The organism is Nocardia sp. CA-107356 (assembly GCF_050946365.1).
Classification (GTDB): Bacteria; Actinomycetota; Actinomycetes; order Mycobacteriales; family Mycobacteriaceae; genus Nocardia.
Genome location: NZ_CP191992.1, coordinates 1,269,820 through 1,287,206, shown reverse-complemented (window position 1 = coordinate 1,287,206; position 17,387 = coordinate 1,269,820). Strand labels below are relative to the sequence as shown.

The 17,387-nt window shown below is 65.7% G+C and carries 17 protein-coding genes and 1 tRNA gene; 4 read left to right on the top strand and 14 right to left on the bottom strand.

What is annotated here, in order from left to right; genetic code table 11:
* Positions 1–120: 120 nt before the first annotated feature.
* From ACQP1G_RS05830 to ACQP1G_RS05800, 7 genes are all read right to left on the bottom strand, one after another.
* Positions 121–1,662 carry a hypothetical protein gene (locus tag ACQP1G_RS05830; protein WP_433199094.1) on the bottom strand — a complete coding sequence of 514 codons (1,542 nt, stop codon included), beginning with the start codon at positions 1,660–1,662 and terminating at the stop codon, positions 121–123.
* Positions 1,659–2,285: a hypothetical protein gene (locus ACQP1G_RS05825; RefSeq protein ID WP_433199092.1), complete on the bottom strand. Its 627-nt coding sequence runs from the start codon at positions 2,283–2,285 to the stop codon at positions 1,659–1,661. The genes ACQP1G_RS05830 and ACQP1G_RS05825 overlap by 4 nt, the downstream gene beginning before the upstream one ends.
* 496 nt (positions 2,286–2,781) lie before the next feature.
* Positions 2,782–2,854: transfer RNA gene (locus ACQP1G_RS05820), tRNA-Ala, on the bottom strand.
* 136 nt (positions 2,855–2,990) lie between these two features.
* Positions 2,991–4,103 carry a divisome protein SepX/GlpR gene (sepX, locus tag ACQP1G_RS05815; RefSeq protein WP_433199090.1) on the bottom strand — a complete coding sequence of 371 codons (1,113 nt, stop codon included), beginning with the start codon at positions 4,101–4,103 and terminating at the stop codon, positions 2,991–2,993.
* Between the two features lie 369 nt (positions 4,104–4,472).
* Complete coding sequence (locus tag ACQP1G_RS05810; RefSeq protein WP_433199088.1) at positions 4,473–5,123, bottom strand: GNAT family N-acetyltransferase; 651 nt, start codon at positions 5,121–5,123, stop codon at positions 4,473–4,475.
* A 12-nt stretch (positions 5,124–5,135) separates the two neighbouring features.
* Positions 5,136–6,395 carry a molybdotransferase-like divisome protein Glp gene (gene glp, locus ACQP1G_RS05805; RefSeq protein ID WP_433199086.1) on the bottom strand — a complete coding sequence of 420 codons (1,260 nt, stop codon included), beginning with the start codon at positions 6,393–6,395 and terminating at the stop codon, positions 5,136–5,138.
* 128 nt (positions 6,396–6,523) lie between these two features.
* Positions 6,524–7,480 carry a UTP--glucose-1-phosphate uridylyltransferase gene (locus ACQP1G_RS05800; protein ID WP_433199085.1) on the bottom strand — a complete coding sequence of 319 codons (957 nt, stop codon included), beginning with the start codon at positions 7,478–7,480 and terminating at the stop codon, positions 6,524–6,526.
* An 86-nt stretch (positions 7,481–7,566) separates the two neighbouring features.
* Between ACQP1G_RS05800 and ACQP1G_RS05795 the strand changes: the two genes are divergently transcribed.
* The 4 genes from ACQP1G_RS05795 (at position 7,567) to mscL (ending at position 9,866) form a co-directional block, all read left to right on the top strand.
* Positions 7,567–8,154 carry a 5-formyltetrahydrofolate cyclo-ligase gene (locus ACQP1G_RS05795; RefSeq protein ID WP_433208192.1) on the top strand — a complete coding sequence of 196 codons (588 nt, stop codon included), beginning with the start codon at positions 7,567–7,569 and terminating at the stop codon, positions 8,152–8,154.
* A 69-nt stretch (positions 8,155–8,223) separates the two neighbouring features.
* A complete protein-coding gene (locus tag ACQP1G_RS05790; protein WP_433199083.1) occupies positions 8,224–8,520 on the top strand; it encodes an FmdB family zinc ribbon protein in 297 nt (98 codons plus the stop codon).
* A 111-nt stretch (positions 8,521–8,631) separates the two neighbouring features.
* Positions 8,632–9,330, top strand: a complete 699-nt coding sequence (locus ACQP1G_RS05785; RefSeq protein ID WP_433199081.1) for an SAF domain-containing protein — start codon at positions 8,632–8,634, stop codon at positions 9,328–9,330.
* Between the two features lie 131 nt (positions 9,331–9,461).
* Entirely contained in the window at positions 9,462–9,866 is a 405-nt protein-coding gene (gene mscL, locus ACQP1G_RS05780; protein WP_433199079.1) for a large conductance mechanosensitive channel protein MscL, read from the top strand.
* Between the two features lie 127 nt (positions 9,867–9,993).
* Here mscL and ACQP1G_RS05775 read toward each other — a convergent pair whose 3' ends face one another.
* From ACQP1G_RS05775 to ACQP1G_RS05745, 7 genes are all read right to left on the bottom strand, one after another.
* Positions 9,994–10,665 carry an MspA family porin gene (locus ACQP1G_RS05775; RefSeq protein WP_433199077.1) on the bottom strand — a complete coding sequence of 224 codons (672 nt, stop codon included), beginning with the start codon at positions 10,663–10,665 and terminating at the stop codon, positions 9,994–9,996.
* 74 nt (positions 10,666–10,739) lie between these two features.
* Entirely contained in the window at positions 10,740–11,414 is a 675-nt protein-coding gene (locus tag ACQP1G_RS05770; RefSeq protein ID WP_433199075.1) for an MspA family porin, read from the bottom strand.
* A gap of 309 nt (positions 11,415–11,723) precedes the next feature.
* Entirely contained in the window at positions 11,724–12,392 is a 669-nt protein-coding gene (locus ACQP1G_RS05765; RefSeq protein WP_433199073.1) for an MspA family porin, read from the bottom strand.
* A gap of 62 nt (positions 12,393–12,454) precedes the next feature.
* Positions 12,455–13,123, bottom strand: coding sequence for an MspA family porin (locus ACQP1G_RS05760; protein WP_433199071.1), 669 nt, complete (start codon positions 13,121–13,123; stop codon positions 12,455–12,457).
* A 697-nt stretch (positions 13,124–13,820) separates the two neighbouring features.
* On the bottom strand, positions 13,821–14,315 hold the full coding sequence (locus ACQP1G_RS05755) for a MogA/MoaB family molybdenum cofactor biosynthesis protein (protein WP_364392993.1): 495 nt from the start codon (positions 14,313–14,315) through the stop codon (positions 13,821–13,823).
* Between the two features lie 80 nt (positions 14,316–14,395).
* On the bottom strand, positions 14,396–15,829 hold the full coding sequence (locus ACQP1G_RS05750) for a S1C family serine protease (RefSeq protein ID WP_433199069.1): 1,434 nt from the start codon (positions 15,827–15,829) through the stop codon (positions 14,396–14,398).
* A gap of 70 nt (positions 15,830–15,899) precedes the next feature.
* Complete coding sequence (locus tag ACQP1G_RS05745; protein WP_433199067.1) at positions 15,900–17,381, bottom strand: ATP-binding protein; 1,482 nt, start codon at positions 17,379–17,381, stop codon at positions 15,900–15,902.
* Positions 17,382–17,387: the final 6 nt, after the last annotated feature.

Here is a 17,387-nt window from a genome sequence, read left to right as displayed (position 1 = left end):
GGAAAGCCATGGCATAGAGAATCGAATAATGACAGTAGCGGCACACGAGCCCACGAGCAGCCATAATGCGCGTTATACCGCGCCGTCATGACTGTCGCGGGACCTGACGCCCCGCCGCGCTCAGGGCGTGCGGCTCAGCGTCAGGCCGAGCCCGTCGATCCGGAACTCTCCGGCGGTGACGTCGACGCCGGTATCGGTGAAGCGCCGCCCACCCAGCGCCGTCTGGAGGAGGGCGCGGATCGGGGCAGGCTGCGCGGCAAGGGAATTCAGCGCCTCCGCGGGAATCTCGATGGTGCCGTCGAAGTGTCGCGGCTGTCCGGTCAGGCCCGCCTGCTGCGGCATCTGACGCAGCGCGTCCACCGTGTGCAGAATGAGGTCGAGGCGTTGGCCATCGCCGAAATCCAGGCGTAGCGGCGTGGGGGTGACCGCCACATCGAAAGATTGCACAGCGGCGGACCAGCCGACCGCTGATCGGCCGACATAGCTGTTCGGTGCGGCCGGAACCGACGGGTCCACGCTGCGCTCATCGGCGCTGTTCGCCAGCCGCTGCCCACTCAGCGGTTGATCGGTGGGAACGAAGGTCCAGTGGTCGTCGGTCAGTTGCTTGACCCAGTAGCCGGTTCGGCCGTCGCTGACGCCTTCGACACGGAGTTCGCGGGCATCCGAGCCGATGCCGGTCTTGTGGATGGAGATCCGGTCGGTGATCTCGCCCGGCACCTTCGGCTGCCGCACCCAATCGGGAGCGGGCAGCTGGATGGCGGCATAGCCGGGATCGACGCGCTCGCTCAGCATGTCCGGGGCTTGCGGCAGGCCCCGCTGGTTCTCGTAGGAGTAGCGGAAGAAGACCTTGTCCGCGCCGGAGATGTCGAAATCGTAGAGCCGGGTATAGAGGTCGCCGTTGCGGTCGACGACGAGCGAGGTGGATCCACTGGTGGACAGCGCCACCGCGCGGAAGCGCCCGCCCGCGGGTGTGGCGAGCTCATAGCTGTGATCGACCGGCAGCCACGGGTCGATATAGCGGATGCGGGTGCCGCCGTCGGTCAGCGCGAACACATGCGAGACCTTCGCACCGCCGACGGAATGGTCATTGCCCGCGGCGTCGCGCCAGACGTGGTCCTCGTTCGGCGACAGCACCGACCAGGTCCAGTCGAGAGTGCCTGGGGGAAGGGAGTTTCCGGGTCCGGTCCACAGCGGGGTGCCGTACCTGCTGCTCCAGTTCCAATCCCTGGGTGCGCTCAGCGCGTGGTCCATGGTGAAGAAGCGGCCGTCCCGGTCCACCGCCAGCACTTCGTCGTCGTCGGCCGACACTGCGGCTATCTCGCCCGCGAGGCAGCCGGGGAGCGGAACGGCGCGCCAACCACCCTGGGCCGCAGCCTCTTTCACGAACAGTCCACCGGCGCGGGCGGCGAAGGACCAGCACCGGTTGAATGTCTCGGTCGAGGTGCGAAAGTAGATGCGTTCCGGCAGGGCGATTTCGGCGGCGGGGAAATTCTCCAGCCCGGCGGCGCTCTGATCGACCGTGATTTCAGGCGTACCGACCGTGCCGAGGAGCACGCAGTTGCCCGAATCGGCCAGGGCCACGGGATGCGCTGTGAGAGTGGCGAATACGAGTCCGGTGACGGCGGCCAGCGCGCCGCGCTTCACCTGGTGCGCCGCGCTCACAGCCACCCCGCAGCGCCGAACGCGATGACAGCGATGGCATCGACTCCGAGGATTGCGCCGACAGCGGTCACCTTGCCGCGCACCGAGGGCATATCGTGCACCCAGAAGCAGGCCGTGAAGAACGGAACGTACCCGATGAGCCAGATCAGGAACGGGAAGCCGGGCTGCCACCAGGACCAGTCCCAGGTCAGCACACCCGCCTTGTTCAGCAGTATCTCGACGCCCACGGCGGCGGCCGAGTTCAGCGCGATCAGGACCGGGCGGTTGGGCAGGCCCAGAATCCGGGTTCCCTTCGGCGGCAACATCTTCGCCGCCGCCACGCCCATGATGGCGAACATGAAGCAGATCTCGATATTGAGGCCGATGAGCAGCTGATACGCCGTCGGCCCGGTAGCTCCCCACACCGGCGCGCGCCCGGTTGCGTGAAAGACCAACGAGTTCCAGATCTCGTTGAACACGTCCATGCCCCACAGTGCGAGCCCCGCGAAGAACACATTCCAGTTCCGGCGCTCGACCTCCGTCGCATACACATAGACGACCACCAGCAGCAACGGGATCGCATACCACTTGAATTGACTACTGTCGCGCAGCAGTTCGAGCGCCACCCGGGCATGCTCGGTCATCGGCCGACCTCTCTCCTCATGACCGCAAAGTCGGGTAAGCATGTTACAAATCGACGTTGATTGTCAATGTGTAATCCAAGGGTTGAAGGTCACATATGGCAGCCCGAAACGGCCGCACCCGTTGCGATATGGACGCGCATCCCTTCGCTGCTCTTCGCTAGCCGACGCAGGAGACGAGGATCAGCACCGCGGCCAAGGCCATGTGCTCGAATGCAACTTTCGTTCCGCCCTCCGCTGGTACCTACCGGCTGTCCCGGACGGAGGCGGTGCACAGGTTGACGATGACGACTTGCCGCACCTCGGCTTCGACTTCGATCGCCACCAACGATGAACAGGTCGTACATCTGCCGGAAACAGACAACCACCGAACGCAACCACGAACATGGGTGTCCGGGGCGAAGCCCGCCGGGCGGGGCGTGGGGGTTGCGCCCCCGCAAACACGACGAAACGAGAATGGCTCATGCTCTCCATGAGCATGAGCCGCCTACAAGTGAAGTGGAGCTAAGGGGAATCGAACCCCTGACCTTCTCGATGCGAACGAGACGCGCTACCAACTGCGCTATAGCCCCGTGCGGCTCCGGGGAACCGCGCTGTGACACTGTATCAGGCGGGGTGGGCAGACTCCGAATCGCATGGTTGAGCTGGGCGGATGCGGGAGTGGGCATACTCGACTGGCTGCGGTGTCGGTATCGGCCCGACAGCAGATCAGGCGCCTGCGGCTCGACGCATATCGCCGCCGTGGCCGCGGCGCAGGGCGCGGGCGGTGGCCGCGTCGAAGGTTTCCAGATGTTCGAACATAGGGTCTTCGTCGTCGGCCTCGATGAGGGCGGAGCGGCGGCGTAGTGCGCGGGCGGTATCGCGGTCCATGACGCGCTGTTGGGCGCGTTGCTCGGCTTCGCGTTCCTCCTCGATGTGCTCGCCGCGGCTGCGGGCCAGGCGGGCGAGGCGACGTCGGCGGATCTCCTCCTCCATGCGTACCTGCTTGCGTAGGTATGCCAGGTAGGTCACCAGGACGAGGGCGGAGCCGCCGCAACCCCACCAGAACAGTGGGTTGAGCGCCACCGAGAGTCCGCCGAAGGCGAGGGCGGCCAGGATGAGGCCGAGTACCGCGCGCTGACGGAAGGTGTAGCGTGTCGCGCGCGCGATGGCGTCGGCCTCCGGATCGAAGCCGCCACGACCGCGCCGGGTAGGGACGAAATCCGAATCGTCGGAGTCGGATTCGGATTCGTCGAGACGAGCGGGTGGCGCCGTCCGGGCCGAGGGGATCCTGGCACCGGACGTTTCGGTGTGCTCTGCCGCCACCAGGTCATCATCGGCCGTCGTACGTCGCTTCGCAGCCGTTCGGGCCGTTGCGATCTCGGCATCGTCGGAATCGATGTGGTCGAGTTCGTCGGCGCCGTCGTCGAATTCAGCATCCGCATCGTCGAATTCGTCATCGTCGCGATCGAACTCGTCGACTTCGCCTTCCCTGTCGTCGATTTCGGAATCGGATACCGCCGACCTGATTTCGGGCGGGTTGTCCGCGGGATTGTCGTCCTCGGTGACCTGCTCGTCGGCCGGTGTGGTCATCCGGTCCTCCGCATCATCGCTGTGGGAAAGCTTTCTCTGCACTCGGGTCGGCCGGTAATCCGGATCACTGTCGTGCCCGGCGGCCGGTCCACTCTTCGTGCGCCGCTTGGAACCTCCGCGGTGCAATACGCGGGTCGCCAGCGCCGCGTCGGTTGTCTGCCTGATCCTGGGGTGCCGGTCGGCGAGGATCGGGAACAGCACGAAGACCCAGAGCACGACCAGGCCAATCCATAGGATCGAATTCGGCATCTCGCCTCAGCACCTCCGTCCCCGCCGCATCGTCCCTTCGACCGGGTCGCACCGCGCCCCGTCGCGCTGCGTTCGCTCGCCGCAAAACGCCTCGGACGGCCGGACGTCCGGTCGCCGCGAGGCGTATTCGGCACTGGCCACCGAGCGCCTCACAGCTGATCCTTTCGAGCGACCTGCAAGCAATCGCTACGGTCACCGCCGGTGGCGCAGGACGCACCTCCGACGTCCGTAGGTTAATTCCGTGTCGCACCAAGTTCGGTCAGGCGCGCCGTGCACATACGCCACACCTGTCACAGTTCCACCATTCTCGCCGCGCGTCGAAGCAGCCGGGCGCGTCGGAAACAGTACGGACGTACAGCTATCTGGAATTCAGGGCAGTGTGGCCCGACCGTCGCGCACCAGCCGGTCGACGACGGTCCCCGCCACCTCCTCGACGGTGATGCCGACCAACAGATGGTCGCGCCAGGCGCCGTCCACATCGAGGTACCGCTTGAGCAGCCCCTCCTCGCGAAAACCGACATTGCGCAGAACCGCTTGGCTGGCCAGGTTTTCCGGCCGCACCGTCGCCTCGACCCGATGCAATCCGGCGGGCCCGAAGCAGTGGTCGAGTCCGAGCGCCAGCGCGGCCGTCGCCACCCCCTGACCGCCCAAATCCTTGGCCACCCAATAGCCGATCCATGCCGAACGCAGTGCACCGCGCACGATATTGCCGATGGTCAACTGTCCGCTGAAGACGCCGTCGACCTCGATCACGAGCGGAATCATCGCGCCGCGCCTGGCCTCGGCCTTCAGACTCGACCACAGCGACGGCCAGTTCGACGCATGGTTGCGCGCCTCCCAGGCACCGCGCCCGGTCGGCTCCCACGGCTCCAGATGTGCCCTGTCGCGCAACCGGATCCGGCTCCACGCCGCCGCGTCGCGCAATCGCACCGGACGCAAGGTCACCTGTCCCGCCGCAACGCGCAGCGGCCCCAGATGCGCGGGCCATCCGGGATGCTGCGTGACCCGGAACACGTTCATCGTCTCCACGCCTCAGCCGCGCTGTGCGAGAAATGCGACCCGGACCTCGTCACCGGTCCTGATCTCGGTGTCGTCCGGGTCGATCACGATCAGACTGTTCGCCTCGGCCAGCGTGGCGAGCAGATGCGACGAACCGCCGGCGCCGCCGCCGAGCGGCTGCACGAGATAGTCGCCGGTGGCCTCATCGCGCATGAGTTGCGCCCGCAGGTAACCCTTGCGCCCGGCTATCGAGGTGATCGGTGTGATCGTCCTGGCGCGAATGATCCGGCGCATCGGATGTCTGCGCCCCAAGGCAATTCGAATCAACGGTCGCACCATTACCTCGAAAACCACCAGTGCGCCAACGGGATTCGACGGTAGTAGGAACGTCGGTACCTCGTCGCGCCCGAGCCGCCCGAAACCCTGCACCGAGCCGGGATGCATTGCCACCCGTGCGATTTCGAGATCGCCGAGCCCCTCCAGCGCTTCGCGTACTTGTTCCGAGGCCCACCCGCCGATGGCGCCGGCGATCACCACGACCTCGGAGCGCACCAACTGCCCCTCCACCACATCGCGTAGCCGCCGCGCATCCGAGCTGACGATGCCGACGCGGTTCACATCCGCGCCGGCGTCGCGTGCCGCGGCGGCCAGCGCATAGGAGTTCACGTCGTAGACCTGTCCGGGTCCCGGCGTGCGATCGATATCGATCAACTCACCGCCCACCGAGATCACCGACAACCGCGGCCGCGGATGCACCAGCACCTTGTCCTGACCTACCGCGGCGAGCAGACCCACCTGCGGCGCACCGATGATGGTGCCCGCGCGCACCGCGATATCGCCCGGCTGCACATCGTCGCCGATACGCCGGACATAGTCACCGGACCGCACCGGCTCGTACACCTTGATCCTGGCCCGGCCGCCATCGGTGAAATCCAAGGGCAGCACGGCATCCGCCAGCGTCGGCAGCGGCGCACCGGTGTCGACCCGCACGGTCTGGCGCGGCTGCAATCGGATCGGCTGTTTGGAACCGGCGACCACCTCGCCGACCACCGGCAGCGTGAGATCGACCAATTCGCCGTCCTCGTTGCGGATATCGGTACCGGCGGCGGCGACATCGACGCTGCGTACCGCGTAGCCGTCGATGGCGGCCTGATCGAATCCGGGCAGCGGCCGCTCGGTGACGACATCCTCGGCGCACAGCAGGCCCTGGGCCTCGGAGATCGCGACCCGGACCGGCCGGGGCGCGACCGCCGCAGCTGTCACCTTGATCTGCTGATCCTCAACCGAGCGCATCCAGCCCTTCCTGATCTCTCCGCACCGACCCGATTCCGCAACCCGCGCAACCATGTTCCGTGCGCGCGAGGTGAACCATCATTCGTACCCGACGGTCCACTATCGGCGAAACCCGACGCCCGCCCCTATCAGTCGTAGGTCGTCAGCTGTGGGTCCCAGTCCGAACTGAGCCGATGCTGCAGCCACTCCCGCAGAGCGGGGCCGTATTCCTCTCGTTCCAACGCGAAATCGACCGCAGCACGAAGATAGCCGCCCGGGTTGCCCAAATCGTGGCGCGACCCACGGTGGACCACCACATGGACCGGATGCCCCTCCTCGATGAGCAGTGCGATCGCATCGGTGAGCTGTAGCTCGCCGCCCGCGCCCGGTTCGATCCGGCGCAGCGCGTCGAAGATGGCGCGGTCCAACAGGTATCGGCCCGCGGCCGCATAGGTCGACGGCGCGTCCGCCAGTGCCGGCTTCTCCACCATTCCGTTGACCCGCAGCACATTCGGGTTCACCGCATCGGGCACCGGCGCGACATCGAAGACACCGTAGGCGCTGACCTCGTCCTTGGGAACGTCGATGGCGCACAACACCGTTCCGCCACGCTTGCGCCGCACCCGGCTCATCACATCGAGCACCCCGGACGGCAGCACCAGATCGTCGGGCAGCAGCACCGCGATGGCGTCCTCGTCGTCATCGAGGACGCTCTCGGCCTGTGCGACGGCGTGTCCGAGGCCGAGCGGCTCCTCCTGGACCACCGAGGTGACATCCAGCAGTGCGGGCGCCTTGCGCACCTTCTCCAGCAGATGGAATTTGCCGCGCTCGGCGAGTGTGCTCTCCAGCACCAGATCCTCGACGAAGTGCGCGACCACACCGTCCTTGCCCGGCGAGGTCACGATGACCAGCCGCTCAGCGCCGGAATCGGCGGCCTCTGTCGCGACCAGCTCGATGCCGGGGGTGTCCACCACCGGCAGCAGCTCCTTGGGCACGGTCTTGGTCGCGGGCAGGAACCGCGTCCCGAGTCCGGCCGCAGGCACGACGGCCGTGCGGAAACACGACACGACCGCGCCATTCGCGGGTTTTCCTGCCTTTGCTGTCATACGCCTACCCTATCCATCCATCATTGGCCCGAGCCGGCCATCACGCCGACTCGGGTCCCGGTGAGCTTAAGGTGATCACTGTGGAGATGCCCGGCGAGCGTGACAAACATGCCTGGCGGATGGAAATCAACGCGCGTCGGGCCGCGATGACCACCGCCGAGCACGCAGCCGAGGCGCGTGAGCTGGCCCACAGCGCCGCCGCACTCGACGTCCCCGAATGGGTATGCGCGTATGTGCCGGTGCGTGGGGAACCCGGGTCGACGGCGCTGCTGACAGCACTGTGCGCGGCGGGCGCCCGGGTGCTGCTGCCGGTCACCGGACCGCCGGGACCGCTGCAATGGGCCGAGTTCACCGGTCCGGATCATTTGCGGCGCGCCAGGTTCGGATTGTTGGAGCCCGCGGGCGAGGTGCGCACCGACGCGATCACCCTGGCGGAGCTGATCCTGGTCCCCGCGCTGGCGGTGGACCGCCGCGGCGTCCGGCTCGGCCGGGGCGCCGGATATTACGACCGGACGTTGTCCGCGGCCCGGCCCACGGCGCGGTTGATCGCGGTGGTCCGCGACGACGAACTACTCGATCGGCTGCCCGAGGAACCGCACGATCTGCGCATGGGCTGGGCCCTCACACCGCATGGCGGACTGCATCGATTGGGCGGCGATAGGGATGCGGAATGAAATGCCGATTGGCGGTGTTGGCACTGTCGGCTGTAGAGTGCCAGTTTGACGAACCCTGCGGAGGATCCAGTGCCAACTTATTCATATGCGTGCACCCAGTGTGACAACCGCTTCGACATCGTTCAGTCCTTTACCGATGAGGCGCTGAGCGTCTGCGCGGAGTGCTCCGGGAAGCTGCGCAAGCTGTTCAACTCGGTGGGAATCGTGTTCAAGGGCAGCGGTTTCTACCGCACCGACAGCCGCGGCGGCGCGACGACCGCGAGCGAGCCCGCGAAGTCGGACAGCGGCTCGAGCAGCTCCGCGTCGAGTTCGGATTCCGGTTCGTCCAGCAGCCCCAGTACCGCGAGCACGGCCATAGCCAGCTGAGTTTCACCTGATAGAAGCAGCCCTGCGGGAGTCATCCCTAGGGCTGTTGTTATCCACAGGCACTGCCGTTTCCCGGGCGAGTCGCTGTGATTGTGGCCATAGGCTCCGGACATGGCTCCCCTGGGCATCATCCCGCCGGGCAAAACCCGATCCGTCGCCGAACTCGGCCGTGGCAACTCCCTGCGCTTCGCGCTCGGGAACCGACCGCGGTGGGCGGACGGTCTGCTCGCCCGACGCCTACTCGCGACGGCACTCATCGCACTCGCGGTCATCCTCTTCCTGCGCGGCGATCCCGGCAGCGAACGTACCGACGTCGTGGTCGCCGGGCGCGATCTGCCGCCGGGGCACCTGTTGGAGGCGGCCGATCTGCGCTCGACACCCCACGAATCCGGCACGCTGCCCGCGGGCGCGGTCGACAATATCGCCACCCTGGTCGGCGCGACGCTGACCGGCGCCATGCGCACCGGCGAGGTATTCACCGATCTGCGCATCGTCGGGCCCCGCCTGGCGGCGGGCGTCACCGGCGCCGGTGACGCCCGCATCGTGCCCATTCGACTGGCCGATACCGCCGTCGCGGAGATCCTGCGGGCGGGCGACCGAGTGGACGTCGTCGCCGCGGAGGAACAGAATGCGCAGAGCATGCGACCCGCGCGGCTGCTGGCGCTCGATGCCGCGGTCGTCCTGGTATCCGGCCCGGGTGATCGGCGCGGCACGCCCGAGCGAATCGTCCTGGTCGCGATGGACGCCGAACACGCCACCGCGGTGGCCGCGGCCTCGCTGCGCACCGCCCTTACCGTCGTTTTGCATTGAGAATCGTTCGCTGAACATTTGCCATCAAGGTCAACTAGCTTTCCATCAAGGTCAACTAGCATCGGGCGATACGGCAGCCCGGACCGCCGAGCACAGCTAGTCAACTCCCACCCGAAGAGGAGATATCGGCAATGCTCAAGGGTTTCAAGGATTTCCTACTCCGCGGAAACGTCGTCGACCTGGCGGTAGCCGTGGTGATCGGTACCGCATTTGTGGCGATCGTCACCGCGTTCTCCAATGGCATCATCAACCCGCTGCTCGCCGTCTTCGGCGACAACAATGACATCGGCCTCGGTTTCCGATTGGTTGCCGATAGACCGGCGACCTTCGTACAGGTCGGCCCGATCATCACCGCGGGCATCAACTTCCTGATCATCGCCACGGTGCTGTATTTCGTTCTGGTACTGCCCGCGATGCACGCGAAGAAGCGGTTCGGCACCCAGGACAGCAGCGTCACCGATTCCGAGGTGCTGGTCCAGATCCGCGATCTCCTCGCCGACAGCCAGCAGAGCGCGGGCGGACGACACGAGTTCTGACCCGAATTTTCCTGCACTGCAGCGCAAACCAAATCCCATGAGGTCACAGGCGCAATTCGCTGGTGCCACAAGGTGAACGGGCCCGTCGCACCTGCGACGGGCCCGTTCACATTTTCGAGAAGACTGCTCAGCCGAGGCTGAACGGCTGGCCCCACAATGTCGTCCAGGTGATGACATTGTCGGTTTCCACCTCGACGCTGATGAAGGCACGCGCCTGCGCATAGCCACCGCAGCCGGTCAGGCCGATGGTCTCATCGGACCAGGTGACCGAGCCGCTGCCGTTCTTGAACTTATTGCGCTTCTTGTGCGCCTCATTGCCGAAGTCGTCGGCCTGCTCGAGATCGAGCACGTAGAACGACTGCGCCTGACCGGGCCCGAGACTGAGGTTGGCACCGCTGGTGGCGCCAACCTTCGGCTTGACGTTCTGGCCGTCACTCCAGTCGAGACCGCCGGTAACGCCGCCTTCCGCGCCGCCGCCGTCGATATTCACCTGGCAGGCAACGACATAACCCGGGAAGATCGCACCGTTCCAGCCATCGGTGACATCGACCTGCGCGGAACCGGACACCCATGCGTTGCGGTGCACCGGCGTGGATCCCATGGACGGGTTGATATTGGCCGATTCACCGACCAGTCGGATCGTGAGAACGGTGCCGTCCGACAGCGTCTTGACGATTTCCCCGCCCGGCAGCGGGATGAAGGTGTCGGCGTTGGCCGCACCGGTGGACAACAGGCCTAATGCCAACGCGGCCGCGCCGCAGAGCCCGGCCGCGCGCACCGCAAACTTGCGATCGATCATGATTGTTACTACCCCTAGCGGATTGAGTTCGATGAGTTCGATTCGGCGAGTGGAGATCTGAGAGATCCCACCGTTCAGCCGATGCTGAACGGTGCTCCATAGAGAGTGACCTTGGAGTAGTCGTTGCCGATGATCTCGACGACGGTGTAGGAACGCGCCTGGGCATAGCCCGCGCAGCCCTGGATCTGGATCTCCGCATCCTGGTACTCGACCGAGTAATGGCCGGGCTTCAGGATGTCCTTGTAATCGATCTGAACGAACTTGACCTCGCCGGGGCCGAGATTGAGGCCGATCGAACCACCGAGCGAACCGCCCGAGAGGTTGATGCTGCCGGAAACACCGGCCGAGATCGCGTTATCGGCGATGCTGACCTGGCAACCGACGATATAGCCGGTGCTCAGCTGCGAAGCGCCGTGCGTCGAGGAGTTATTGGTACCCGGCGCCCCGGAGGCGCCATTGTTCGGGCCGATCGTGCCCTCGGGGGTGACGGACACATCGGCAATGGCGTTACCCGAGACCCAAACGACGCGGCCCGCGCCATTCGCGGCCAAGGATGGCGAAATCAAGGCGTGCTCACCATTACGGCTGACGGTCACGCCCGGACCCGACTTCTGGCCGTCCGGCAACGGCACGAAGACATCGGCGTTGGCAGCGCCGGTCGAAAGCAGGCCCATTCCCACAGCGGCGACGACACCAGCACCCGCAATGCGGACACCTCGACGCAGACCGCTGAAGCGGTTCTTGCTCATACTTCCCCTCATCAGGTTCTAGCGGTCGACCTCGGGGTACCGAGGCCGAAGACCCCTTTCATGCCGACGCCGCTCGATGGAAATATCTTGGCCATCAACCGGATTGCCGACAATCTCGTCGGTGGACGATCTTGGGTGCGCCCAATGTTAGTGGTTTCCATGAGTTTCCTGTGAGATTTTGCACATGTTACCGGCCGATCCGCTACCCTCGGCGAATTGTGTTGAGAGTTGGGGGGTTTCACGACGAAACGGGCCCGCCGCGAATGCGACGAGCCCGTTTACGTTTTCAGGGTGCGATGCCCCTGCCGATCAGCCGAGGCTGAACGGCTGGCCCCACAGGGTGGTCCAGGTGATGACGTTATCGGTCTCCACCTCGACGCTGATGAAGGCACGCGCCTGGGCGTAACCGGCGCAGCCGGTCAGGCCGATGGTCTCATCGGCCCAGGTGACCGAGCCGCTGCCGTTCTTGAACTTATTGCGCTTCTTGTGCGCCTCATTGCCGAAGTCGTCGGCCTGCTCCAGGTCGAGCACGTAGAACGACTGCGACTGGCCGGGGCCGAGCGTCAGGTTGCCACCGCTGGTGGCACCGACACCACCGGTAACGGTGTCGCCACTCCAGTCCGCGGTGCCTTCGACGCCACCGGTGGCGCCACCACCGGCGATGTTGACCTGGCAGCCGACGGTGTAGCCCGGGAAGATCGCGCCGCCGCCGTCACCGGAGACCGAGACCTGAGCGCTACCCGACACCCACGCGTTGCGGTGCAGCGGGGTGGAGCCCATGGACGGGTTGATGTTGGCGGATTCGCCGGTCAGGCTGATGGTGACAACGGTGCCGTCGGACAGCGTCTTGGTAATCGAGCCACCCGGCAGCGGAACGAAGGTATCGGCGTTTGCGGCGCCGGTGGAGAACAGGCCAAGGGCGACAGTGGCAGCGGCGCCGACACCGGCCACCCGTGCCACGTTCTTACGGTTGATCATGCTATGTCCCTCGAGGGTTGATTCGCTTGAGCGAGAAGAATGTTCGTTGGATTCGACCGACATCAGCCGATGCTGAACGGCTGCCCGTAGAGGGTGGTCTTCGAGTAGTGGTCACCGATGATCTCGACGACGGAGTAGGAACGCGCCTGGGCATAGCCCGCGCAGCCCTGGATCTCGATCTCGGCATCCTGGTACTCGACCGAGTAGACACCGGGCTTGGTGATGTCCTTGTAGTCGATCTGAACGAACTTGACCTCGCCGGGGCCGAGGTTGAGGCCGATCGAACCACCGAGCGAACCGCCCGAGAGGTTGATACCACCGGAGATACCGGCCGAGATGGCGTCGCTGGCGATGCTGACCTGGCAGCCGACGATGTAGCCGGTGCTCAGCTGCGAAGCGCCGTGCGTCGAGGAGTTGTTGGTACCCGGGGCACCGGAGGCGCCATTGTTCGGGCCGATCGTGCCTTCCGGCGTAACGGCCACATCGGCGATCGCGTTACCCGAAACCCAGACCACGCGACCGGCGCCATTGGCAGCCAGCGACGGGGAGATCAGGGCGTGTTCACCATTGCGGGTGAGGGTCACGTCGGGTCCAGCCTTCTGGCCGTCCGGCAACGGCACGAAGGTATCGGCATTGGCAGCACCGGTCGAAAGCAGGCCCATGGCCACGGCCGCGGCAGCGCCGACGCCCGCAATCCGGGCACCGCGGCGCAGGGTGCGGTTCTCGCTCATACTTCCCCTCATCAGGTTCTAACTAGTCAACCTCGACCATCGAGGCTGGACGGTGGTCCTCTCAGGCCCAGCTCAGTTTGTGCCCCGTTTGTTGCCGGTGTGTAACCGGTTGTTATTTCGGCGCAACGGTCAGTGCTGGCAACGGAACCGAGCCAGGTTCCGCCGAGTCGGCAAACGTACGTGCCGTACCCGGGCCTGTGAAGTCCAGCGGCGTGGGTGGCTCGTGGCGAGATTAAACCGACCAGTAACGGTCTGGCAACGTAAGTTTCCGTTAAGATCAATGTGATCTAGATCACACCATCTCACATGTTCATATTGCTTGACGTGCATAAACAGGAAGTGAGCACCAGCCGAAAGGAACCAAAAGGTAATACCGGTCACATCAATGCCGATGGCAACTACGGGACAACTTCGTACTTAAAGCCGAAGTAAATTTCAAAGTGAGGAATTCACAGTGGATGAAGCCGCAGCACCGAACCGAGATACGTGGCTGGACCGTAGATGAGTCATCAGCCGTGATGGGGTGGCACCTGCGAGCGGAGCCAGTCGTCAGATAACGTTTCGGTATCGGAGCCGTTACCACGCTCGTCACCGGTCGTCTCCGGGAGAACGTCACCGAAGATTCGTGCCAGACGCGCGGCATCCCTCGCCCGGCGCGCCGCCGAGCGAGGGTCGTCAGAGGAGTTCGTGTCGGTAATTATTCGGCCAATCCGGACAATTCGCCGATCACTCGGCTGGCGAGCGGACCCAGGGTTGCCATACCGTCGCGGACCGCGGCCCGGCTGCCCGGCAGGTTCACCACCAACGTGCTGCCGGAGACGCCGGCCAGTCCGCGCGAGAGACCGGCATCGAGCGAACCAGCGACCCGCCCCGAAGAGCGCAGCGCCTCACTGATCCCGGGCAGTTCCCGATCCAGCACCTGCGAGGTGGCCTCCGGCGTGACATCGCGCGGGGACATACCGGTGCCGCCGACCGAGATGACCAGGTCGACGCCGCCGATCACCGCGGTGTTCAGCGCATTGCGGATCTCCACCTCATCGGCCTGTACGGACACCGAAGCGTCCACCAGGAAACCCGCCTCGGTGAGCAGCTCGGTGACCAGCGGCCCGAGCGAGTCCACACCTCCATGCGCCGTTCGATCGTCGACGACCACCACCAGTGCACGCCCCGCCACAGGAGCATCGATTTCCATGGTGGTAACCGTAGCGTCCAGGCCGACGAGGTGGGCGTCGGCTCCCGGTCGCGCCGTCAATCCGCCCGGCAGCACCCGCATCATCGGCCACCGTCCGCCGGTGCACCGGAGAGGGTTACCTCGACGGTCTTGGGGTTATTGCCTTGTTCATCGGTATAGGTGATCTTCACCTTGTCTCCTGGCTGATGCGAGCGGACCGCGGCGATGAGCGCGTCGCCGGAGTCGATGGTCCGGCTGTCCACCTTGGTAATGATGGCCCCGGCCGGGATACCCGCCTTGGCCGCGGGGCCGTCGGGGGTAGCCTCGAGCACCCGGGCGACGGTGTCCTGCGGGCGCAGTTTGATGCCGATCTGGGCGTAGGTGGCGTGACCGGTCTTGATCAGCTCGTCGGCGACCCGGCGGGCCTGGTCGACCGGGATGGCGAAGCCGAGGCCGATCGAACCACTCTGCTGACCGGTCGCCTCGCTGCCGCCGAGGCTGGCGATGGCGGTATTGATGCCGATGAGCTTGCCGTTGGCGTCGACCAGCGCACCACCGGAGTTGCCCGGGTTGATCGCGGCGTCGGTCTGGATCGCGTCGATGACCGGCTGTATCTGACTCGGCGTGCCCTCACCGTTGGTGGAGACCGGGCGATTGAGTGCGGAGACGATGCCCGTTGTCACCGTGCCCGCCAAACCGAGCGGCGATCCGATCGCGATAACCGACTCGCCGACCGCGAGGTTCGACGAGGTGCCCAGTTCGATCGGGGTCAACCCGTCCTTGCCCTGGACCTTGATGACGGCCAGATCGGAGACCGGGTCGGCGCCGACCAAGGTGGCTGGCGCGGTAGTGCCGTCGGAGAAGGCGACCTCCATCTTGGCGTTGGCGCCACCGCCGGAGGCGACATGGTTATTGGTGAGGATCAGACCGTCCGAGGACAGCACCACACCGGAACCCTCGCCCTGGGCGCGATTACTGGCAACCTTGATCATCACCACGCTCGGCAATACCTTTTGCGCCACAGCCTGGGTGGAACCGGCTGGCGCGTTGGTGACATTGCTGACATTGGGTTTGGGGGCGTCCAAAGCATTGGTCACCGCGGCGCGGCCGTTATCGGAACGGGTGACCAGCGAGCCGACCGCGCCGCCGACCCCACCACTGACGAGTGCCAGCGCTACCGCGCCGACGACGAGGCCGGTGCGGATCGGGCGGCGCGCGGGTTCCGGCCTCGGTTGTGCGCCGAACGCGGCACCGGGATACGGCCCACCGGGTGGGATGGGCGGGGTGTAGGACGGCTGGGCGTATTCCTGGCCCGCTTCCGGACCGGGCAACGGCTGGGTCGGGTTGTGCGACATCCGTTGCTGCCAAATCGACGGACGCTGTGGCGGCTGCTGGGGCACATATCCGGAGTGCGGGTACGTCTGATCCGGCTGGCCCGGTTGCACGGCCGGGATCCCCTGGGTCGGATGCGGGCCGGGCGCAGCATTGCGGTTATCCGGCTGCGGCGTCGAGCCTTCCTTCGAATCCTCGGTCATGTTTCTCATATCTCCTTACGTCTTCGACCAGCTTGGCGTCGACGACTGAGAGCGGACTGAGACCGCGCTTTCAGTTTTCCGAGATATCGGTGGGCGCACCCGGCACGGGCCCGCCATCACCTTCACCCGGCAATACGATACGGATCAACGCGCCGCCGCGCGGCGAGGTATCGATGGTGATAGTGCCGCCGTGTTTGGTCACCACCTGTTTGACGATGGCGAGCCCGAGTCCGGAACCGGGCATGGACCGCGAGGCCGTCGTCCGATAGAACCGCTCGAAGACCAGCTCGCGCTCATTGGACGGAATGCCGGGACCGGCATCGTCGACGGCCAGTTCGAGCAGCCCACGCCCGGTTTCACGCATGGTCACCTTCACCTGTGCTCCGCCCGGACTCCACTTGGCAGCGTTGTCCAGGACATTGAGGATCGCACGCTCCAGGCCCGCCTCATGTCCGTAGACGAACCACGCGCGCAGCTCCGCGACGAATTCGATCGAGCCGCGGCGGCGCCGGGCCCGCTCCAGTGCGCGCTCGGCCACCTCGCCCAGATCGACTCGTTCGTAGACGGTTTCGGGCGCATCCTCGCGGGCCAGATCGACCAGGTCGCCGACCAAGGTGGACAGCTCTTCGATCTGGGCCATGACATCCGAGCGCAGTTCGGCCATATCCTGTTCCGGAATCTGCGGCGCGCCAGGGCGACTGGAGGCGATCAGCAATTCCATATTGGTGCGCAACGACGTCAGCGGCGTTCGCAATTCATGCCCCGCATCCGCGACCAATCTGCGTTGGCGATCGCGCGATTCGGCGAGTGCGCGCAGCATTGTGTTGAAACTCTCGGTAAGCCTCGCGAGTTCATCGTCGCCGGTAACCGGAATCGGCGTCAGGTCGTCCGTGCGGGCAACCCGCTCTGTCGCGGCCGTCAGCCGCCCGATCGGGCGCAGCCCGGTGCGGCCGACCGCGGTTCCGGCCCCCGCTGCCAGCACGACACCGCAACCGCCGACGACGAACAGCAACCATGCCAGCCGGTCCAACACCTCGCGGGTCGGTTCCAACCGCTGCGAAACGATCAGCGTCGCACCGGAATGTGTCCGCGCGGCGAGCACACGCTGGTTACTCACGGTGCGCAGGGACGACTCCAACTCACCGTCCGCGACCGCGAGCTCTTGGGTGCCCACCGGCGGAATCGTCTGCTGCGGCGGCATATACGCCTTGTGATTGGCGTATATCAGTGCGACGCCGACATCATTGGAGTACAAGCCAGCGATCACGATCGACTGGAACCCCAGACTGTCGAAGTTGTTGTTGATCATCGTGGCCGCGCGGGCCTTCAACTGCGAGTCGACATCGTCGTACAAGGAGCGCGCCACCATCGCATACGCCGCGATGGAAGTCACCGCGACGGCGACGGCCACTACCGACGCGGCGAGTAGCGTCACCCGCCAGCGCAGTGAGACCGACCTGGTCAGGGGCATGGGCGGGCGCATCTCCGCCGAATCCGGCGGGCGTTGCCCCAGCGTGGCGACCAGTTGTCGCTTCGGGATCGAGCGTGCCATGACCGC

Excerpts from the sequence above, each read along its gene's own strand:
- ACQP1G_RS05825 (WP_433199092.1), bottom strand. The coding sequence starts at position 2,285 with ATGACCGAGCATGCCCGGGTGGCGCTCGAACTGCTGCGCGACAGTAGT.
- sepX (WP_433199090.1), bottom strand. The coding sequence starts at position 4,103 with ATGCCGAATTCGATCCTATGGATTGGCCTGGTCGTGCTCTGGGTCTTC.
- ACQP1G_RS05810 (WP_433199088.1), bottom strand. The coding sequence starts at position 5,123 with ATGAACGTGTTCCGGGTCACGCAGCATCCCGGATGGCCCGCGCATCTG.
- glp (WP_433199086.1), bottom strand. The coding sequence starts at position 6,395 with ATGCGCTCGGTTGAGGATCAGCAGATCAAGGTGACAGCTGCGGCGGTC.
- ACQP1G_RS05800 (WP_433199085.1), bottom strand. The coding sequence starts at position 7,480 with ATGACAGCAAAGGCAGGAAAACCCGCGAATGGCGCGGTCGTGTCGTGT.
- ACQP1G_RS05795 (WP_433208192.1), top strand. The coding sequence starts at position 7,567 with ATGCCCGGCGAGCGTGACAAACATGCCTGGCGGATGGAAATCAACGCG.
- ACQP1G_RS05785 (WP_433199081.1), top strand. The coding sequence starts at position 8,632 with ATGGCTCCCCTGGGCATCATCCCGCCGGGCAAAACCCGATCCGTCGCC.
- mscL (WP_433199079.1), top strand. The coding sequence starts at position 9,462 with ATGCTCAAGGGTTTCAAGGATTTCCTACTCCGCGGAAACGTCGTCGAC.
- ACQP1G_RS05775 (WP_433199077.1), bottom strand. The coding sequence starts at position 10,665 with ATGATCGATCGCAAGTTTGCGGTGCGCGCGGCCGGGCTCTGCGGCGCG.
- ACQP1G_RS05770 (WP_433199075.1), bottom strand. The coding sequence starts at position 11,414 with ATGAGCAAGAACCGCTTCAGCGGTCTGCGTCGAGGTGTCCGCATTGCG.
- ACQP1G_RS05765 (WP_433199073.1), bottom strand. The coding sequence starts at position 12,392 with ATGATCAACCGTAAGAACGTGGCACGGGTGGCCGGTGTCGGCGCCGCT.
- ACQP1G_RS05760 (WP_433199071.1), bottom strand. The coding sequence starts at position 13,123 with ATGAGCGAGAACCGCACCCTGCGCCGCGGTGCCCGGATTGCGGGCGTC.
- ACQP1G_RS05755 (WP_364392993.1), bottom strand. The coding sequence starts at position 14,315 with ATGGAAATCGATGCTCCTGTGGCGGGGCGTGCACTGGTGGTGGTCGTC.
- ACQP1G_RS05750 (WP_433199069.1), bottom strand. The coding sequence starts at position 15,829 with ATGACCGAGGATTCGAAGGAAGGCTCGACGCCGCAGCCGGATAACCGC.
- ACQP1G_RS05745 (WP_433199067.1), bottom strand. The coding sequence starts at position 17,381 with ATGGCACGCTCGATCCCGAAGCGACAACTGGTCGCCACGCTGGGGCAA.